The organism is Pseudomonas mohnii (assembly GCF_900105115.1).
GTDB lineage: Bacteria > Pseudomonadota > Gammaproteobacteria > Pseudomonadales > Pseudomonadaceae > Aquipseudomonas > Aquipseudomonas mohnii.
The window spans coordinates 4,590,435-4,608,095 of the sequence record NZ_FNRV01000001.1; the positions used below are offsets into that span (position 1 = coordinate 4,590,435).

The following is a 17,661-nucleotide window of genomic DNA, read 5'->3' on the forward strand; positions in this document are numbered from 1 at the left end:
TGGCCGTCTGACCTGCGAACGTGACGCTAGCGCCGTGGATCAGGTACAATTCCCGGCTATTTTTCGGCGGGCTATGCCTGCAGCCTTTTTGAGTGTTGATCCGTGAGTGATTTGAGTCATATCCGCAATTTCTCCATCATCGCCCACATTGACCATGGCAAGTCGACGCTGGCCGATCGCTTCATCCAGATGTGCGGCGGCCTGGCCGAGCGTGAAATGGAAGCGCAGGTCCTCGACTCCATGGACCTTGAGCGTGAACGCGGCATCACCATCAAGGCGCATAGCGTTACCCTGTATTACAAGGCCCGTGATGGCATCACCTATCAATTGAACTTCATTGATACCCCCGGCCACGTTGACTTCACCTACGAAGTCAGCCGCTCGCTGGCGGCCTGTGAAGGCGCGTTGCTGGTGGTCGATGCCGGTCAGGGTGTCGAGGCACAGTCGGTAGCCAACTGCTACACGGCGATCGAGCAGGGCCTGGAAGTGATGCCGGTGCTGAACAAGATCGACCTGCCACAGGCCGATCCGGACCGCGTTAAAGAAGAAATCGAAAAAATCATCGGCATCGATGCCACCGACGCGGTCACTTGCAGTGCCAAGACCGGTCTGGGCGTCGATGAAGTGCTCGAGCGCCTGGTCACCACCATTCCGGCGCCAACCGGCAACATCGAAGATCCGCTGCAAGCGTTGATCATCGACTCCTGGTTCGACAACTACCTGGGCGTTGTGTCCCTGGTGCGCGTACGCCATGGCCGTGTGAAGAAAGGCGACAAGATTCTGGTCAAGTCCACCGGCAAGATCCACCTGGTGGACAGCGTCGGTGTCTTCAATCCCAAACACACCGCTACCGTTGACCTGAAAGCCGGTGAAGTGGGCTTCATCATCGCCGGCATCAAGGACATTCACGGTGCGCCAGTGGGTGACACCCTGACCTTGAGCTCGACGCCGGACGTCGATGTGCTGCCAGGTTTCAAACGCATTCAGCCTCAGGTGTATGCCGGTCTGTTCCCGGTCAGCTCCGACGATTTCGAAGACTTCCGCGAGGCGCTGCAAAAGCTCACGCTGAACGACTCGTCGCTGCAATACACCCCGGAAAGCTCCGATGCCCTGGGCTTCGGCTTCCGTTGCGGTTTCCTTGGCATGCTGCACATGGAAATCATCCAGGAGCGCCTGGAGCGCGAATACGACCTGGACCTGATCACCACCGCGCCGACGGTAATTTTCGAGCTGCTGCTCAAGTCCGGCGAAACGATCTACGTCGATAACCCGTCGAAGCTGCCGGACCTGTCTTCCATCGAAGACATGCGCGAGCCGATCGTGCGGGCCAATATTCTTGTGCCGCAGGAGCACCTGGGCAACGTCATTACCCTGTGCATCGAGAAACGCGGCATTCAGCACGACATGCTGTTCCTCGGTACCCAGGTCCAGGTGACCTACGACCTGCCGATGAACGAAGTGGTCCTGGACTTCTTCGACCGCCTGAAGTCCACCAGTCGCGGCTATGCTTCGCTGGATTACCATTTCGACCGTTACCAATCGGCTAATCTGGTGAAACTGGATGTGCTGATCAACGGCGACAAGGTCGACGCCCTGGCGCTGATCGTGCACAAGGACAATGCGCACTACAAAGGTCGCCAGTTGACCGAGAAGATGAAAGAGCTGATTCCGCGGCAGATGTTCGACGTGGCAATCCAGGCCGCCATTGGCGGTCAGATTGTGGCGCGGACAACCGTCAAGGCACTCAGAAAGAACGTATTGGCCAAATGCTACGGCGGTGACGTTAGCCGTAAGAAAAAACTGCTGGAAAAGCAAAAGGCCGGTAAAAAACGCATGAAGCAGGTCGGTAACGTGGAAATTCCACAAGAAGCCTTCCTTGCAGTGCTCAGGTTGGATAGTTAGGTCCTATGTCACTAAATTTCCCGCTGTTGCTGGTCATCGCCGTATTCGTCTGCGGCTTGTTGGCGTTGCTCGATCTGCTTTTCCTGGCGCCGCGTCGGCGTGCCGCCATTGCCTCCTATCAGGGCAGCGTGAGCCAGCCTGATGTGATGGTGGTCGAGAAGCTGAACAAAGAACCGCTGCTGGTCGAATACGGCAAGTCGTTCTTCCCGGTGTTGTTCATCGTGCTGGTGCTGCGTTCGTTCCTGGTGGAACCGTTCCAGATCCCTTCCGGCTCGATGAAACCGACCCTGGACGTCGGCGATTTCATCCTGGTGAGCAAGTTTTCCTACGGGATCCGCTTGCCGGTGATCGACAAGAAAGTCATCGAAGTCGGTGAGCCACAACGCGGCGATGTGATGGTGTTCCGCTATCCGAGCGATCCAAACGTCAACTACATCAAGCGTGTAGTCGGTCTGCCGGGTGATCAGGTTCGTTACACCGTTGACAAGCGCCTGTTCGTCAACGGTGAATCGATCGCCGAGCAACTGGTCGGCTCCGAGCCGGGCACCTTGGGGAGCGCCGAGCTCTACAAGGAAAAACTCGGCACCGCCGAGCACCTGATCCGCAAGGAAATGAGTCGTTACCGTGCTACGCCGGACCGTTCATGGACCGTACCTGCCGGGCACTACTTCATGATGGGCGACAACCGCGACAATTCGAACGACAGTCGTTACTGGGATGATCCGAACATTCCCAAGGATCTGCTGGGCATGGTTCCCGACAAGAATATCGTCGGCAAGGCCTTTGCAGTCTGGATGAGCTGGCCGGAACCCAAACTCAGTCACCTGCCGAATTTCTCGCGGGTTGGCCTGATCAAGTAATCAAACACGGCGCTGTTGAACACAGCGCCGAATGCATTTCTGGAGTCGACACAATCGACGCCGGCAGCATGAAAACAACGATATTCAGGACGTTATTTTTGAACACAGCGTTAATTGTCCCAAGCCTGCGCCGAACCCCGGCGATGGCGGTGGAATCCAACCACGAACTCAGCGTGGGTAAACCGTGAGCGTCTCTTTAAGCCGTCTCGAGCGTCAGCTCGGCTACACCTTCAAGGATCAGGAACTGATGGTCCTGGCCCTGACTCACCGCAGCTTTGCCGGGCGCAACAACGAGCGCCTGGAGTTCCTCGGTGATGCCATTCTCAACTTCGTGGCTGGCGAGGCATTGTTCGATCGCTTCCCGCTGGCCCGCGAAGGCCAGTTGTCGCGTTTGCGTGCCCGTCTGGTGAAGGGTGAGACCCTGGCCGTACTGGCCCGTGGTTTCGATCTGGGCGAATACCTGCGCCTGGGCTCCGGCGAATTGAAGAGCGGCGGTTTCCGTCGCGAGTCGATTCTGGCCGATGCCCTGGAAGCGCTCATTGGTGCGATCTACCTCGATGCCGGCATGGAAGTGGCGCGCGAACGCGTGCTGGCCTGGCTGGCCGGCGAGTTCGAAGGCCTGACACTGGTCGACACCAACAAGGATCCAAAAACCCGCCTGCAGGAGTTTCTGCAGTCCCGTGGTTGCGAGCTGCCGCGTTACGAAGTGGTGGATATCCAGGGTGAGCCGCATTGCCGGACGTTCTTCGTCGAATGCGAAATCACCTTACTGAATGAAAAAAGCCGAGGTCAGGGTGTGAGCCGTCGCATTGCCGAACAGGTAGCGGCCGCCGCAGCACTGATTGCCCTGGGTGTGGAGAATGGCAATGACTGATACAACCGCAACGCGCTGTGGCTATGTTGCCATCGTCGGCCGTCCGAACGTGGGCAAGTCCACGTTGCTGAACCACATCCTTGGTCAGAAACTGGCGATCACCTCGCGCAAGCCGCAAACCACCCGTCACAACATGCTCGGTATCAAGACCGAAGGCGATGTGCAGGCCATCTATGTCGACACCCCTGGCATGCACAAGGGTGGCGAGAAGGCCCTGAACCGCTACATGAACAAGACCGCATCGGCGGCGTTGAAAGACGTCGACGTGGTGATTTTCGTGGTCGACCGCACCAAGTGGACCGAAGAAGACCAGATGGTCCTCGAGCGCGTGCAATACGTGACCGGCCCGCTGATCGTGGCGCTGAACAAGACTGACCGCATCGAAGACAAGGCGGAGCTGATGCCGCACCTGTCCTGGTTGCAGGAACAGTTGCCGAACGCGCAGATCATCCCGATCTCGGCCCAGCACGGGCACAACCTCGACGCGCTGGAGCGGGTGATTGCCGGGCATCTGCCGGAAAACGATCACTTCTTCCCGGAAGACCAGATCACCGACCGCAGCAGCCGTTTCCTTGCCGCTGAACTGGTGCGCGAAAAAATCATGCGCCAGATGGGTGCCGAGCTGCCATACCAGATCACCGTCGAAATCGAAGAGTTCAAGCAGCAGGGGAAAACCCTGCACATTCATGCGTTGATCCTCGTCGAGCGTGACGGCCAGAAGAAAATCATCATTGGCGACAAGGGCGAGCGCATCAAGCGTATCGGCACCGAGGCGCGCAAGGACATGGAGCTGCTGTTCGACTCCAAGATCATGCTCAACCTTTGGGTCAAGGTGAAGGGCGGCTGGTCCGACGACGAACGCGCCTTGCGTTCGCTGGGTTACGGCGACCTGTAATACGGCGCAGCCCCCTGTAGGAGCGAGCCTGCTCGCGATGGTGGAAAACGATAACGCAGGCTTTCTGAATGAACGCGGCGCTTTCAAGTCCATCGCGAGCAGGCTCGCTCCTACAGGTCACTGAGAACTCCATGTCCCAGCCAATTGGCCAGCCCGCCTACGTCCTCCACTCCCGCGCCTACCGCGAAAGCAGTGCGCTGGTGGACTTCCTCACGCCGCAAGGTCGGCTGCGGGCTGTATTGCGCAGTGCGCGAGGCAAGGCCGGGACGCTGGCACGGCCATTCGTGCCACTGGAAGTGGAGTTTCGGGGGCGTGGCGAGCTCAAAAACGTGGGGCGCATGGAAAGCGCCGGCGTTTCCACCTGGCTCAATGGAGAAGCCCTGTTCAGTGGCCTTTATCTCAATGAGTTGCTGATTCGCCTGCTGCCCGCCGAAGATCCGCATCCCGCCGTATTCGATCATTACGCCGCCACCCTGCTGGCCCTGGCTGAAGGTCGTCCGCTGGAACCGCTGCTGCGCTCATTCGAATGGCGGTTGCTCGATGACCTCGGTTACGGCTTTTCTCTGATCACTGACATCCACGACGCCCCCATCGCGCCGGACGGCCTTTATCGCTTGCAAGTGGATGCGGGACTGGAGCGGGTCTATCTGTTGCAACCGGGCCTGTTCAATGGCACGGAATTGCTGGCCATGGCCGATGCTGACTGGAGCGCGCCGGGTGCCTTGTCGGCGGCCAAGCGCTTGATGCGGCAGGCGCTGGCCGTTCATTTGGGCGGTCGGCCGCTGGTTTCCCGAGAGTTGTTTCGAAAACCGTAAATTCCCCATGTATGCTGTGCACCGAACTTTCTCTTCTTCTGGAGCGCTTCCGTGACCACCAGCACCCGCATTCTTCTTGGCGTGAATATCGACCACGTTGCCACCTTGCGTCAGGCTCGGGGTACCCGCTACCCGGACCCGGTAAAGGCAGCATTGGATGCGGAAGAGGCGGGCGCCGATGGCATTACCGTGCACTTGCGTGAAGACCGTCGTCACATTCAGGAGCGCGATGTGTTGCTGCTCAAGGACGTGCTGCAGACCCGCATGAACTTCGAGATGGGCGTCACCGAAGAGATGATGGCGTTCGCCGAGCGGATTCGCCCGGCGCACATTTGCCTGGTGCCGGAAACCCGACAGGAGCTGACGACGGAAGGTGGTCTGGACGTGGCGGGGCAAGAAGCCCGTATCAAGGCGGCGGTGGAGCGCCTGTCGAAGATCGGCTCGGAAGTGTCGCTGTTCATCGATGCCGATGAGCGTCAGATCGAGGCGTCCCGTCGTGTGGGCGCGCCGGCCATCGAGCTGCACACCGGGCGTTACGCCGATGCCGAGACGCCTGCCGAGGTGGCTGAAGAACTCAAGCGGGTTGCCGATGGCGTGGCGTTTGGTCTGGCCCAGGGCCTGATCGTCAACGCCGGCCATGGCCTGCATTACCACAACGTCGAAGCCGTTGCGGCAATCAAAGGTATCAACGAGCTGAACATCGGCCATGCGCTGGTGGCCCATGCGTTGTTCGTTGGCTTCAAGTCGGCTGTTTCGGAGATGAAGGCGCTGATTCTGGCGGCGGCCGCAAAAGCCTGAGAACACCACAAAACCCTGTGGGAGCGAGCAGGCTCGCTCCCACCATTGTTGGATGGGCCTGTTAAAGCGGTGCCGGTTCCGGAGCTGGCTTGGTCTTGTCGATCCCCGGCACGAGCAACTTGCCCTCGGCCACTTGATCGCCTTCAAGTTGCGGCTGCGTGACCCAAGTCAGGATGTCGTAATAGCGGCGGATGTTGGCCACGAAATGCACCGGCTCACCGCCACGGGCATAGCCGTATCGGGTTTTGCTGTACCACTTCTTCTCGGACAGCCGCGGCAGCATTTTCTTCACGTCCAGCCACTTGTCCGGATTCAGGCCTTCCCGCTTTGCCAGTTTGCGGGCGTCATCCAGGTGGCCGCTGCCGACGTTGTAGGCCGCCAGGGCAAACCAGGTGCGATCCGGTTCCTGGATCGACTCGTCCAGTTGATCCTTCATGTAAGCCAGGTACTTGGCGCCGCCCATGATGCTCTGCTTGGGGTCGAGGCGGTTGGACACGCCCATGGCCTGCGCAGTGTTCTGGGTCAGCATCATCAGGCCACGCACGCCGGTTTTTGACGTGACGGCCGGTTGCCACAACGATTCCTGATAGCCGATGGCCGCCAGCAGGCGCCAGTCGACTTTCTCTTTCTTGGCATAGGCCTTGAAGTGCTGTTCGTACTTGGGCAAGCGTTGCTGCAAGTGTTGGGCGAAGGTGGTGGCACCCATATAGCCAAGGACGTCGACATGCCCGTAATAACGGTCTTTGAGGCGTTGCAGGGTGCCGTTCTTCTTGACCTTGTCGAGGTAGGCGTTGATCTCGTTGAGCAGGCTGTTGTCATCCCCGGCCGCCACCGCCCAGCTCTGGTTGCTGGCGTCACCGAGGTCAAAGGCGACCCGGATATTGGTGAAGTAGACCTGGTTCATCGCGACTTCGTTGGAGTCCACGAGGGTCAGGTCGATTTGCCCCTCATCGACCATGCGCAACAGGTCGACGACTTCAACGGCGTCGGACTCTTCGTATTCAATGCCGGGAAATTGCTTTTTCAGTTGCGCCAGCTGTTCGGCGTGGGTGCTGCCCTTGAGCACCATGATCTTCTTGCCCACCAGATCTTTCGCTTCGGTAGGGCGCGACTGACCGTTGCGATAGATGATCTGTGGGGTCACTTCCAGATAGGAGTGGGAAAATCGCACCTGCTTTTTGCGCGCTTCGCTGCTGACCAGTCCCGCGGCGGCCAATACCGGGCCTTTTGGTTTGCCCACCTCGTTGAACAGGTCGTCGAGGTTGTCGGCGGTCTCGATCTTGAGTTCGACCCCCAGATCGTCGGCGAAGCGCTTCACCAGCTCGTATTCGAAGCCGGTTTCACCGTTGCGATCCTGGAAGTAGGTGGCGGGGCTGTTTCGGGTGATCACCCGCAGCACGCCATCCTCCTTTACGCGCTCCAGTGTGTTGGGTTTATCAACACAGCCACTGAGCATCAGGAAGAGTCCGGTTGCGATCAGCCATTTGGCGTACCGCGGACGCAAAGCCGTTGGGAAAAACATTTGCGCAGTATACGCAAAGGACCACGAGCGCCATATCTCGACAGCAAAGGGCTTGTCTGCTAGAAGGCGAAAAACCCACTTGGAGCCCGCAGGAATGGGCTATAACCCGATTTTTCACCCGTCAAAATAACTCGAGCCGAGCGCTCCGATCGGCGCCGGTTTTCCGGTCGGACACCCGCTCCGACGTCCGGGTGCAACCGCGCGTAGCGTTTCGGGTGATGTCGCGGGCTGTTTAGGCTAGAATGCACGGCCTCAAAGCACACCCCTTCCCGAGGCTGTCCCGAAGATGTTGATCCTGCGCGGCGCTCCTGCCCTTTCTGCCTTTCGCCACAGCAAACTCCTTGAGCAACTGAGCCAGAAGGTCCCGGCTGTCAGTGGCCTGTATGCTGAATTCGCTCACTTCGCCGAAGTTACCGGCGTCCTGACCGGCGACGAACAGCAGGTGCTTGCGCGCCTTCTGAAATACGGTCCAAGCGTTCCGGTCCAGGAGCCGACCGGACGTCTGTTTCTGGTGTTGCCGCGGTTTGGCACCATTTCGCCATGGTCGAGCAAGGCCAGCGACATCGCTCGCAATTGCGGGCTGACCAAGATCCAGCGCCTGGAGCGCGGCATTGCGTTCTACGTTGCCGGCCAGTTCAGCGACGCAGAAGCACAGCTGATTGCCGATGTGCTGCACGACCGCATGACCCAGATCGTCCTGGGCAACCTCGAACAGGCTGCCGGCCTGTTCAGTCACGCCGAACCCAAGCCCCTGACCGCGATCGACGTGTTGGGTGGCGGCCGCGCCGCGCTGGAAAAAGCCAACACCGAGCTGGGCCTGGCCCTGGCGGAAGACGAAATCGACTACCTGGTCAACGCCTTCGTCGGCTTGAAGCGCAACCCGCACGACATCGAACTGATGATGTTCGCCCAGGCCAACTCCGAGCATTGCCGTCACAAGATCTTCAACGCCAGTTGGGACATCGACGGCGAGAGCCAGGAAAAAAGCCTGTTCGGCATGATCAAGAACACCTACGTGATGCACAGCGAAGGCGTTCTGTCGGCTTACAAGGACAACGCATCGGTGATCGTCGGCTCCGTGGCCGGTCGTTTCTTCCCGGACCCTGAAACCCGCCAGTACGGCGCGGTGCAGGAGCCGGTGCACATCCTGATGAAAGTCGAGACCCACAACCACCCGACCGCGATTGCTCCGTTCCCGGGCGCGTCCACCGGTTCCGGTGGCGAGATCCGTGATGAAGGTGCAACCGGTCGCGGTGCCAAGCCGAAGGCTGGCCTGACCGGCTTCACCGTATCGAACCTGCAGATCCCGGGCTTCGAACAGCCATGGGAAGTGCCATACGGCAAGCCTGAGCGCATCGTTACCGCGCTGGACATCATGATCGAAGGCCCACTGGGCGGCGCGGCGTTCAACAACGAATTCGGCCGTCCGGCACTGACCGGTTACTTCCGTACCTTCGAACAATCCATCTCCACCCCGCACGGTGATGAGGTTCGCGGTTACCACAAGCCGATCATGCTGGCTGGCGGCATGGGCAACATCCGTGAAGAACACGTCAAGAAAGGCGAAATCCTCGTTGGCTCCAAGCTGATCGTGCTCGGCGGCCCGGCGATGCTGATCGGTCTGGGCGGCGGCGCGGCTTCCTCCATGGCCACCGGCACCAGTTCGGCGGACCTGGACTTCGCTTCCGTACAGCGTGAAAACCCTGAGATGGAGCGTCGCTGCCAGGAAGTCATCGACCGTTGCTGGCAACTGGGCGACAAGAACCCGATCAGCTTCATTCACGATGTGGGGGCGGGCGGTCTGTCCAACGCCTTCCCGGAACTGGTCAACGACGGCGATCGTGGTGGCCGTTTCGAACTGCGCAACATTCCAAACGACGAGCCGGGCATGGCCCCGCACGAAATCTGGTCCAACGAATCCCAGGAACGTTATGTTCTGGCTGTTGGCCCGGCTGACTTCGAGCGCTTCAAGGCGATCTGCGAACGCGAGCGTTGCCCGTTCGCCGTGGTCGGCGAAGCTACTGCTGAACCGCAGTTGACTGTCACCGACAGCCACTTCGGCAACAGCCCGGTGGACATGCCGCTCGAAGTGCTGCTGGGCAAGGCCCCGCGCATGCACCGTTCGGTAGTGCGTGAAAACGAGCTGGGCGACGATTTCGATCCGTCGACCCTCGACATCGGCGAGTGCGTCGAGCGCGTACTGCATCACCCGGCCGTGGCCAGCAAAAGCTTCCTGATCACCATCGGCGACCGCACCATCACCGGCCTCGTGGCCCGTGACCAGATGGTCGGCCCGTGGCAAGTTCCGGTGGCCGACGTTGCCGTCACTGCCACCAGCTTCGACGTCTACACCGGTGAAGCCATGGCCATGGGCGAGCGTACTCCGCTGGCGCTGCTGGACGCTCCGGCGTCGGGCCGCATGGCCATCGGCGAAACCCTGACCAACATCGCGGCCTCGCGCATCGCCAAGATCTCCGACATCAAGCTGTCGGCGAACTGGATGTCGGCTGCCGGTCACCCGGGCGAAGACGCGCGTCTGTACGACACCGTGAAAGCGGTCGGCATGGAGCTGTGCCCTGAGCTGGGCATCACCATTCCGGTGGGCAAGGACTCGATGTCCATGGCCACGCGCTGGAACGATGAAGGCGTGGACAAGGCTGTCACTTCGCCGATGTCCCTGATCGTGACCGGTTTCGCGCCAGTGACTGACATCCGTCAGACCCTGACCCCGCAACTGCGCATGGACAAGGGCACCACCGATCTGATCCTGATCGACCTGGGCCGCGGCCAGAACCGCATGGGCGCCTCGATCCTCGCCCAGACCCACGGCAAGCTGGGCAAGCAGGCCCCGGACGTCGATGACGCCGAAGACCTCAAAGCTTTCTTCGCTGTGATCCAGGGCCTCAACGCCGACGGTCACCTGCTGGCTTACCACGACCGTTCCGACGGTGGTCTGCTGACCAGCGTGGTCGAGATGGCCTTTGCCGGTCACTGCGGCCTGAACCTGGTGCTCGACAGCGTTGCCGAGGATGCCTCCGAGATCAACGGCATCCTGTTCAACGAAGAACTGGGCGCAGTGATCCAGGTGCGTCAGGACGCGACGCCAAGCGTACTCGCACAGTTCAGTGCGGCTGGTTTGGCTGAATGCGTGGCGGTGATCGGGCAGCCGATCAACAACGGCCAGATCGACATCGTCTTCAACGGCGACACCGTGTTCGAAGGTCAACGCCGCCTGCTGCAACGCCAGTGGGCCGAGACCAGCTACCAGATCCAGCGCCTGCGTGATAACGCCGACTGCGCCGAGCAAGAGTTCGACGTGATCCTGGAAGAAGACAACCCGGGCCTGAGCGTCAAGCTCAGCTTCGACGTCAACCAGGACGTCGCCGCGCCTTACATCAAGAAAGGCATTCGCCCACAGGTTGCCGTGCTGCGTGAGCAGGGCGTCAACGGTCAGGTGGAGATGGCGGCGGCGTTCGACCGTGCCGGTTTCAGCGCGATCGACGTGCACATGAGCGACATTCTGGCCGGCCGTGTCGACCTGAACGAGTTCAAGGGCCTGGTCGCTTGCGGCGGCTTCTCGTACGGCGACGTACTGGGTGCCGGTGAAGGCTGGGCCAAGTCGGCCCTGTTCAACAGCCGTGCCCGCGATGCCTTCCAGGGCTTCTTCGAGCGTAACGACAGCTTCACCCTCGGCGTGTGCAACGGTTGCCAGATGATGTCCAACCTGCACGAGCTGATTCCGGGCAGCGAGTTCTGGCCGCACTTCGTGCGTAACCGTTCCGAGCAGTTCGAAGCCCGTGTGGCGATGGTGCAGATCCAGGAGTCGAACTCGATCTTCCTGCAAGGCATGGCCGGTTCGCGTATGCCGATCGCCATTGCTCACGGCGAAGGCCATGCCGAGTTCGCCAGCGAAGAAGCGTTGCTGGAAGCCGATCTGTCCGGTTGCGTAGCCATGCGTTTCGTCGATAACCACGGCAAGGTCACCGAAAACTATCCGGCCAACCCGAACGGCTCGCCGCGCGGGATCACCGGTCTGACCAGCCGAGACGGTCGCGTGACCATCATGATGCCGCACCCGGAGCGTGTGTTCCGCGCCGTGCAGAACTCGTGGCGCTCGGATGACTGGAACGAAGACGCCCCTTGGATGCGCATGTTCCGTAATGCGCGCGTGTGGGTGAACTAAGAGCGGGTGGACTAAGGACCGTGTACAAGCTCAGCTTTTTTGTTCCCGACAGCCATGTCGAAGTGGTCAAAAGTGCCGTATTCGCCGCCGGTGGCGGACGGATCGGCGCTTACGATCACTGCGCATGGCAGGTGTTGGGCCAAGGCCAGTTTCGTCCACTGAAGGGCAGTCAGCCGTTCCTGGGTGAGGCAGGGCAGGTCGAACAGGTCGAGGAATGGAAGGTTGAGCTGGTCGTGGCCGATGAGTTGATCCGTTCGGTGGTGGCTGCCTTGAAAGACAGCCATCCCTACGAGACACCGGCTTATGAGGTGTGGCGGCTGGAGGATTTCTGATCTTCCAGGCTGCTGAAATGAAAAACCCGCTGAAAGCGATTTCAGCGGGTTTTTTGTTGCCTGTATTCACTTGCGATCCTGCAGGTCAGCGCAGTATCGACCCAGGGAGGCTTTTGTACCGAGGGAGCAGGCTCCCTCGGTACAGGGCTACGGACGAATCTCGATCATCGTGCCATCCGGCACCAGGTTCCAGACTTCACGCATGTCCCTGTTGCGCATGGCCACGCAGCCGTCGGTCCAGTCCAGGGTGTGGAACAGGTCTTCCGGGGTGTCTTCGGTATCCGGGGTGCCGTGGATCATGATCATGCCGCCTGGCGCGACACCTTCGCGGCGCGCGCGGGCAGAGTCAGTGATGTTCGGGTAAGAGATGTGCATCGCCAGATTGAAGTTGTTGCTGGTCTTGCGCCAGTCGATCCAGTAGAAACCCTCCGGCGTGCGTTTGTCGCCCTCCATCAGTTTCGGCCCCCTGGGGTTTTTGCCCAGGGAAATGCGATAGGTCTTGATCGGCTTGCCGTCATTGATCAATTGCAATTGATGAGCGGACTTGAGAACCAGGACTTTCTCGATGACCTTGCCGTTCAGCGTTTCCACGGCAGAAGCCTGGGATACCGTGATGAAAGACAAGCAAAACAGGGCAAGCAACCAGCGCATTGAAACGATTCCCCAAAAGGTGTCGCGACTATTCATTTATAGATGTTTTTTTAGTTGGCAGGCTGAGCGAGCGGCGGGATCGATTCGGACCGCACGGGGTAGACCTCGGCCCGCCGGTCAGCGAAGAAGCATTCTAAGGTACGGCCCACCGTGCGGAAAGCCAGCTCATCCCAAGGAATGTCGACTTCGTCGAATAATTGCACTTCCAGGCTTTCAGGGCCGGCGGCGAAGTTCAGGTCCGCCAGTTCGGCGCGGAAAAATACATGCACCTGGTTGATGTGCGGCACGTCGATCAGGGTATAGATGCTCAGGTTGCGCACCCGGGCGCAGGCTTCCTCGGCGGTTTCGCGAATCGCCGCCTGCTCGATGGTCTCGCCGTTTTCCATGAAACCGGCGGGCAGGGTCCAATAGCCCAGGCGTGGCTCAATGGCGCGTCGGCACAGCAATACCTTGTTGCCCCAGGTCGCCACGCAACCGGCGACGATATTGGGGTTCTGGTAATGAATGGTCTGACAGCTGTCGCAAACGAAGCGAAGGCGCGAATCACCTTCGGGAATGCGCTGGGTCACCGGGTTGCCGCACTGACTGCAAAATTTCATGCTTGAGTTCCTGAATGCTGCGCCTATCTTGGCGTGCGGCGGTGTCTGTCGGCAAGTTGTCGTTTCGCGACACGCCGCTCTCCGGGGGCTTGGGCGACCGAGGCGATTGGTGCATGATGCAGGGTAAGGCACAGATCGAGAACACTCATGCTGGACGAGCTACTGCATCGGGTAAGCAACCACACACCGCGCACGTTGGAGACCGACCGACGTTTCCCCGAGGCCGCCGTACTGATGCCCATCACCCGCAGTGACGAGCCGGAACTGCTGCTGACCTTGCGTGCCAGCGGACTCTCGACCCACGGCGGCGAGGTGGCCTTTCCCGGCGGCCGACGCGACCCCGAAGACCCCGACCTGATTTTCACCGCCCTGCGCGAAGCCGAAGAGGAGATTGGTTTGCCGCCAGGGTTGGTCGAAGTGATCGGCCCGCTCAGCCCGCTGATTTCCCTGCACGGCATCAAGGTCACCCCTTATGTCGGGGTGATTCCCGATTTCGTCGAATACCAGGCCAACGATGCCGAGATTGCCGCGGTGTTCAGCGTGCCCCTGGAGTTCTTCCGCAAGGACCCGCGCGAACACACCCACCGCATCGATTATCAGGGCCGCAGCTGGTACGTGCCGAGTTATCGCTATGGCGAATACAAGATCTGGGGGCTGACGGCGATCATGATCGTCGAGTTGATCAACCTGCTCTATGACGCCAAAATCAGCCTGCATCAACCGCCGAAAAGCTTTATCAATACCTGATGCCATCACTCGAATGGCCTGAACACGCCGCTGCCTGAGCCTTGAGGACAACACAATGAAATACCGCCTGGGCGACGCCCGTGTCGAGACCCACCCACAGAGCTGGGTCGCGCCCAATGCCGTGCTGGTGGGCAAGGTCAAACTGGAAGAGGGCGCCAACGTCTGGTTCAACGCTGTGCTGCGGGGCGACAACGAGCTGATCCTGATCGGCAAGAATAGCAACGTCCAGGACGGTACCGTGATGCACACCGACATGGGCTACCCGCTGACCATCGGCACCGGCGTGACCATTGGCCACAATGCCATGCTGCACGGCTGCACCGTGGGCGATTACAGCCTGATCGGCATCAACGCGGTCATTCTCAACGGTGCGAAAATCGGCAAGAACTGCATCATCGGCGCCAACTCGCTGATTGGCGAAGGCAAGGAAATTCCGGATGGTTCGCTGGTGATGGGGTCACCCGGCAAAGTGGTGCGCGAACTGACCGAACCGCAGAAGAAAATGCTTGAAGCCAGCGCCGCTCACTACGTGCATAACGCCCAGCGTTACGCCCGCGATCTGGTTGAGCAGGAAGAATGACGACCACCGAACGCCCTGTGTCATCGCCCTGCGTGAATATTTGTGCGCTGGACGACGATGACATCTGCACGGGCTGCCAGCGCTCGGTCGAAGAGATTACCCGCTGGAGCCGCATGACCAACGACGAACGCCGCACGGTGCTGGGCTTGTGTCATGAGCGAGCCAAGGCCAGTGGGTTGGTGTGGATGATCGGCACAAAATCCGGCAAATGAGGCGGGCCATCCTTGTGGGAGCAGGCTCGCTCCTACAGTATCCTGCGCACAAAATTGACAGGTAGTCCCACGCACCATGCTCTTCCTCATCGCCTACATCAGCAGCGTCGTGCTGATCAACTACGCCTTTTCTACCGCGCCGCACCTGGACATCATCTGGTCGGCCTGGGGTGGTCTGGTGTTCGTATTGCGCGACATGGTGCAAACCCGCTTCGGTCATGGTGCCATCGCAGCCATGCTGGCGGCGCTGGTGCTGTCCTATATCACCTCCGATCCGTCCATTGCCCTGGCCAGCGCCACGGCGTTCGCGGTTTCCGAGTGCATTGACTGGCTGGTGTTCAGCGTCACCAAGCGTCCGCTGCATGATCGCCTGTGGATAAGTTCGGCCCTGAGTATTCCCCTCGATACCTTCATTTTCTTCGGCATGATCGGTGCGCTGACCCCGGGTGTGATCCTCACCGCCCTGGGTTCGAAGTTCGCCGGTGTCACCGCCGTGTGGCTGATCATGGCCTGGCGCTTGCGCAAACAGGCCGTCGTCAGCTGAAGCCAAACCCTGCGGTTCATGTAAAATGCCGCGCTTTCTCCCCATGGATCGCGCGTATTGCGCCGTATCCTTGATGATCCGCTCCTTTGAGGACCTTCAGATGACCCGTATCGGAACTCCATTGTCGCCGACTGCAACCCGCGTATTGATGTGTGGCTGTGGCGAACTGGGCAAGGAAGTGGTGATCGAGCTGCAACGCCTGGGCGTTGAAGTGATTGCCGTGGATCGTTATGCCAATGCACCGGCCATGCAGGTTGCCCATCGCAGCCACGTGATCAACATGCTTGATGGCGCCGCCCTGCGTGCGGTGATCGAAGCCGAGAAGCCACACTTCATCGTGCCGGAAATCGAAGCCATCGCCACCGCGACCCTGGTTGAGCTGGAGTCCGAAGGCTTCACCGTGATTCCGACCGCGCGCGCCGCGCAGTTGACCATGAACCGTGAAGGCATCCGTCGCCTGGCCGCCGAAGAACTGGACCTGCCGACCTCGCCTTACCACTTCGCCGACACCTTCGAGGACTACAGCAAAGCGGTCGAAGACCTCGGTTTTCCGTGCGTTGTGAAACCGGTCATGAGCTCGTCAGGCAAGGGCCAGAGTCTGCTGCGCAGCGTCGATGACGTGAAGGACGCCTGGGATTACGCCCAGGAAGGCGGCCGCGCCGGTAAAGGCCGGGTGATCATCGAAGGTTTCATCGACTTCGATTACGAAATCACCCTGTTGACCGTGCGCCATGTTGGCGGCACCACGTTCTGCGCGCCGGTCGGCCACCGCCAGGAGAAGGGCGACTACCAGGAATCCTGGCAGCCACAAGCCATGAGCCCGATTGCCCTGGCTGAATCCCAGCGCGTGGCCAAAGCCGTGACCGAAGCCCTGGGTGGCCGTGGTCTGTTTGGCGTGGAGCTGTTCATCAAGGGCGATCAGGTGTGGTTCAGTGAAGTGTCGCCGCGCCCGCACGACACCGGTCTGGTCACGCTGATTTCCCAGGACCTGTCGCAGTTCGCCCTGCACGCCCGGGCGATTCTGGGTCTGCCGATTCCTTTGATCCGTCAGTTCGGGCCTTCGGCTTCGGCGGTGATCCTGGTGGAAGGGCAGTCGACCCAGACCGCTTTCGCCAACCTGGGCGCCGCGTTGAGCGAGCCGGATACCGCGCTGCGCCTGTTCGGCAAGCCTGAAGTCAACGGCCAGCGTCGCATGGGCGTGGCACTGGCTCGCGATGAGTCGATCGAAGCCGCTCGCGCCAAGGCGACCCGTGCGTCGCAGGCGGTGGTTGTGGAACTGTAAAAACCTCGCTGGCGGGCCTATACCTTCTATGGGCATCGCGCCAATGCTTTACCTGTAGGAGCGAGCCTGCTCGCGATGGTCGTTAACGATAACGCGGGGAATCAGGTTCCCCGCGGCGTTCTTGAGTCCATCGCGAGCAGGCTCGCTCCTACAGGTCATTTATCAATGCTCCAGGCCTGTACCCCATGAATTCCCAAAGCATCATCGTCCCGAAAATCTCCACCCTGCCGGTACACGAGCCCCGGGCCCGGGCGATTGTGCGTTGGCTGGTGCGTAAGAACATCATCAAGGAAGAACTGACCACCTGCGGTCGCACCGGCAACCGCATGGCCCACGCCATCGCCGAGGGCGCCCGCGACGTGGTCCTGCACCCCGAAGCCCTGCCGTTTGGCGAGCAGATCAACGGTCTGGAGATCGTCACCAAGCGCTGCATTTACACACCGGCCAAGGGTTTTCTTGGCGAGGCGGGTTGTGCCGAGTGTCGCAAGGAGGTGGGGGAGGCCCTGTTCGAAAGCCTGGAAGACTGGATGCCGGGGCGTACCGATAACTTCACTTGCCCCGAATGCGGGCATGAAGACGATATCAACGGTTTTCTGTTCCTGCAGGAATGCGGTTTTTCCAACCTGGGCTTCATCTTCAACAACTGGGCCGAGGCCGGGTTCAAGCAGAGCTTTCTGGATGAGTTTGCCGATTGGCTCGACCAGCCTGTCAGTTGGGTCAAAGTCGAACTTTGAATAAATCTATGTAGGAGCGAGCCGGCTCGCTCCTACATAGATTTACGGTGTTAAAAGTCCCGTTGATCACTGCTTCGATAATAGACAGAGTTTTACATTGAACCCGAGGGGGTGTCTGACTATAATGGCGC

General features: G+C 60.1%; 17 protein-coding genes. 14 read left to right on the plus strand and 3 right to left on the minus strand.

The genetic code is table 11. From position 1 onward, the window contains the following. Window positions 1-102 precede the first annotated feature (102 nt). The 6 genes from lepA (at window position 103) to pdxJ (ending at window position 6,144) form a co-directional block, all read left to right on the plus strand. A complete protein-coding gene (gene lepA, locus BLV61_RS21380; RefSeq protein WP_047538127.1) occupies window positions 103-1,902 on the plus strand; it encodes a translation elongation factor 4 in 1,800 nt (599 codons plus the stop codon). 5 nt (window positions 1,903-1,907) lie between these two features. Beyond that, window positions 1,908-2,762 (plus strand): signal peptidase I, encoded by an 855-nt coding sequence (lepB, locus tag BLV61_RS21385; protein WP_090467301.1) that lies wholly within the window; start codon window positions 1,908-1,910, stop codon window positions 2,760-2,762. Between the two features lie 184 nt (window positions 2,763-2,946). Next, complete coding sequence (rnc, locus tag BLV61_RS21390; protein ID WP_008056598.1) at window positions 2,947-3,636, plus strand: ribonuclease III; 690 nt, start codon at window positions 2,947-2,949, stop codon at window positions 3,634-3,636. After that, window positions 3,629-4,531 carry a GTPase Era gene (gene era / locus BLV61_RS21395; protein ID WP_047538131.1) on the plus strand — a complete coding sequence of 301 codons (903 nt, stop codon included), beginning with the start codon at window positions 3,629-3,631 and terminating at the stop codon, window positions 4,529-4,531. Before rnc ends, era begins: the two co-directional genes overlap by 8 nt. Window positions 4,532-4,662: 131 nt before the next feature. Next, window positions 4,663-5,346, plus strand: coding sequence for a DNA repair protein RecO (gene recO, locus BLV61_RS21400; protein WP_090467302.1), 684 nt, complete (start codon window positions 4,663-4,665; stop codon window positions 5,344-5,346). A gap of 51 nt (window positions 5,347-5,397) precedes the next feature. Continuing rightward, window positions 5,398-6,144: a pyridoxine 5'-phosphate synthase gene (gene pdxJ / locus BLV61_RS21405; RefSeq protein WP_047538133.1), complete on the plus strand. Its 747-nt coding sequence runs from the start codon at window positions 5,398-5,400 to the stop codon at window positions 6,142-6,144. Between the two features lie 61 nt (window positions 6,145-6,205). Here pdxJ and mltF read toward each other — a convergent pair whose 3' ends face one another. Further along, on the minus strand, window positions 6,206-7,666 hold the full coding sequence (gene mltF, locus BLV61_RS21410; RefSeq protein ID WP_047538134.1) for a membrane-bound lytic murein transglycosylase MltF: 1,461 nt from the start codon (window positions 7,664-7,666) through the stop codon (window positions 6,206-6,208). 286 nt (window positions 7,667-7,952) lie between these two features. Between mltF and purL the strand changes: the two genes are divergently transcribed. Together purL and BLV61_RS21420 are read left to right on the plus strand one after the other, a co-directional pair. Further along, the gene (purL, locus tag BLV61_RS21415) at window positions 7,953-11,849 is read left to right on the plus strand and encodes a phosphoribosylformylglycinamidine synthase (protein WP_090467303.1); all 3,897 of its coding nucleotides are present in this window, start codon (window positions 7,953-7,955) and stop codon (window positions 11,847-11,849) included. 20 nt (window positions 11,850-11,869) lie between these two features. Then, window positions 11,870-12,181, plus strand: coding sequence for a YqfO family protein (locus tag BLV61_RS21420; protein ID WP_090467305.1), 312 nt, complete (start codon window positions 11,870-11,872; stop codon window positions 12,179-12,181). A 147-nt stretch (window positions 12,182-12,328) separates the two neighbouring features. Here the strand turns inward: BLV61_RS21420 and BLV61_RS21425 are convergent, their stop codons facing one another. Together BLV61_RS21425 and BLV61_RS21430 are read right to left on the minus strand one after the other, a co-directional pair. After that, window positions 12,329-12,832 carry a L,D-transpeptidase family protein gene (locus tag BLV61_RS21425; RefSeq protein WP_047538142.1) on the minus strand — a complete coding sequence of 168 codons (504 nt, stop codon included), beginning with the start codon at window positions 12,830-12,832 and terminating at the stop codon, window positions 12,329-12,331. A 50-nt stretch (window positions 12,833-12,882) separates the two neighbouring features. Next, on the minus strand, window positions 12,883-13,431 hold the full coding sequence (locus tag BLV61_RS21430; protein ID WP_047538145.1) for an NUDIX hydrolase: 549 nt from the start codon (window positions 13,429-13,431) through the stop codon (window positions 12,883-12,885). Between the two features lie 147 nt (window positions 13,432-13,578). Here BLV61_RS21430 and BLV61_RS21435 point away from each other — a divergent pair, with 147 nt between their 5' ends. The 6 genes from BLV61_RS21435 to BLV61_RS21460 all read left to right on the plus strand — a co-directional run bounded on the left by BLV61_RS21435 (window position 13,579) and on the right by BLV61_RS21460 (window position 17,530). Continuing rightward, on the plus strand, window positions 13,579-14,178 hold the full coding sequence (locus BLV61_RS21435) for a CoA pyrophosphatase (protein WP_047538148.1): 600 nt from the start codon (window positions 13,579-13,581) through the stop codon (window positions 14,176-14,178). Between the two features lie 55 nt (window positions 14,179-14,233). Next, window positions 14,234-14,758, plus strand: coding sequence for a gamma carbonic anhydrase family protein (locus tag BLV61_RS21440; protein ID WP_047538150.1), 525 nt, complete (start codon window positions 14,234-14,236; stop codon window positions 14,756-14,758). Next, window positions 14,755-14,970, plus strand: coding sequence for a DUF1289 domain-containing protein (locus BLV61_RS21445; RefSeq protein WP_047538153.1), 216 nt, complete (start codon window positions 14,755-14,757; stop codon window positions 14,968-14,970). The genes BLV61_RS21440 and BLV61_RS21445 overlap by 4 nt, the downstream gene beginning before the upstream one ends. A gap of 76 nt (window positions 14,971-15,046) precedes the next feature. Beyond that, entirely contained in the window at window positions 15,047-15,514 is a 468-nt protein-coding gene (locus BLV61_RS21450; RefSeq protein WP_047538156.1) for a VUT family protein, read from the plus strand. 100 nt (window positions 15,515-15,614) lie between these two features. Continuing rightward, window positions 15,615-16,796 (plus strand): formate-dependent phosphoribosylglycinamide formyltransferase, encoded by a 1,182-nt coding sequence (purT, locus tag BLV61_RS21455; RefSeq protein WP_047539338.1) that lies wholly within the window; start codon window positions 15,615-15,617, stop codon window positions 16,794-16,796. 185 nt (window positions 16,797-16,981) lie between these two features. After that, complete coding sequence (locus tag BLV61_RS21460) at window positions 16,982-17,530, plus strand: hypothetical protein (protein ID WP_047538160.1); 549 nt, start codon at window positions 16,982-16,984, stop codon at window positions 17,528-17,530. Window positions 17,531-17,661: the final 131 nt, after the last annotated feature.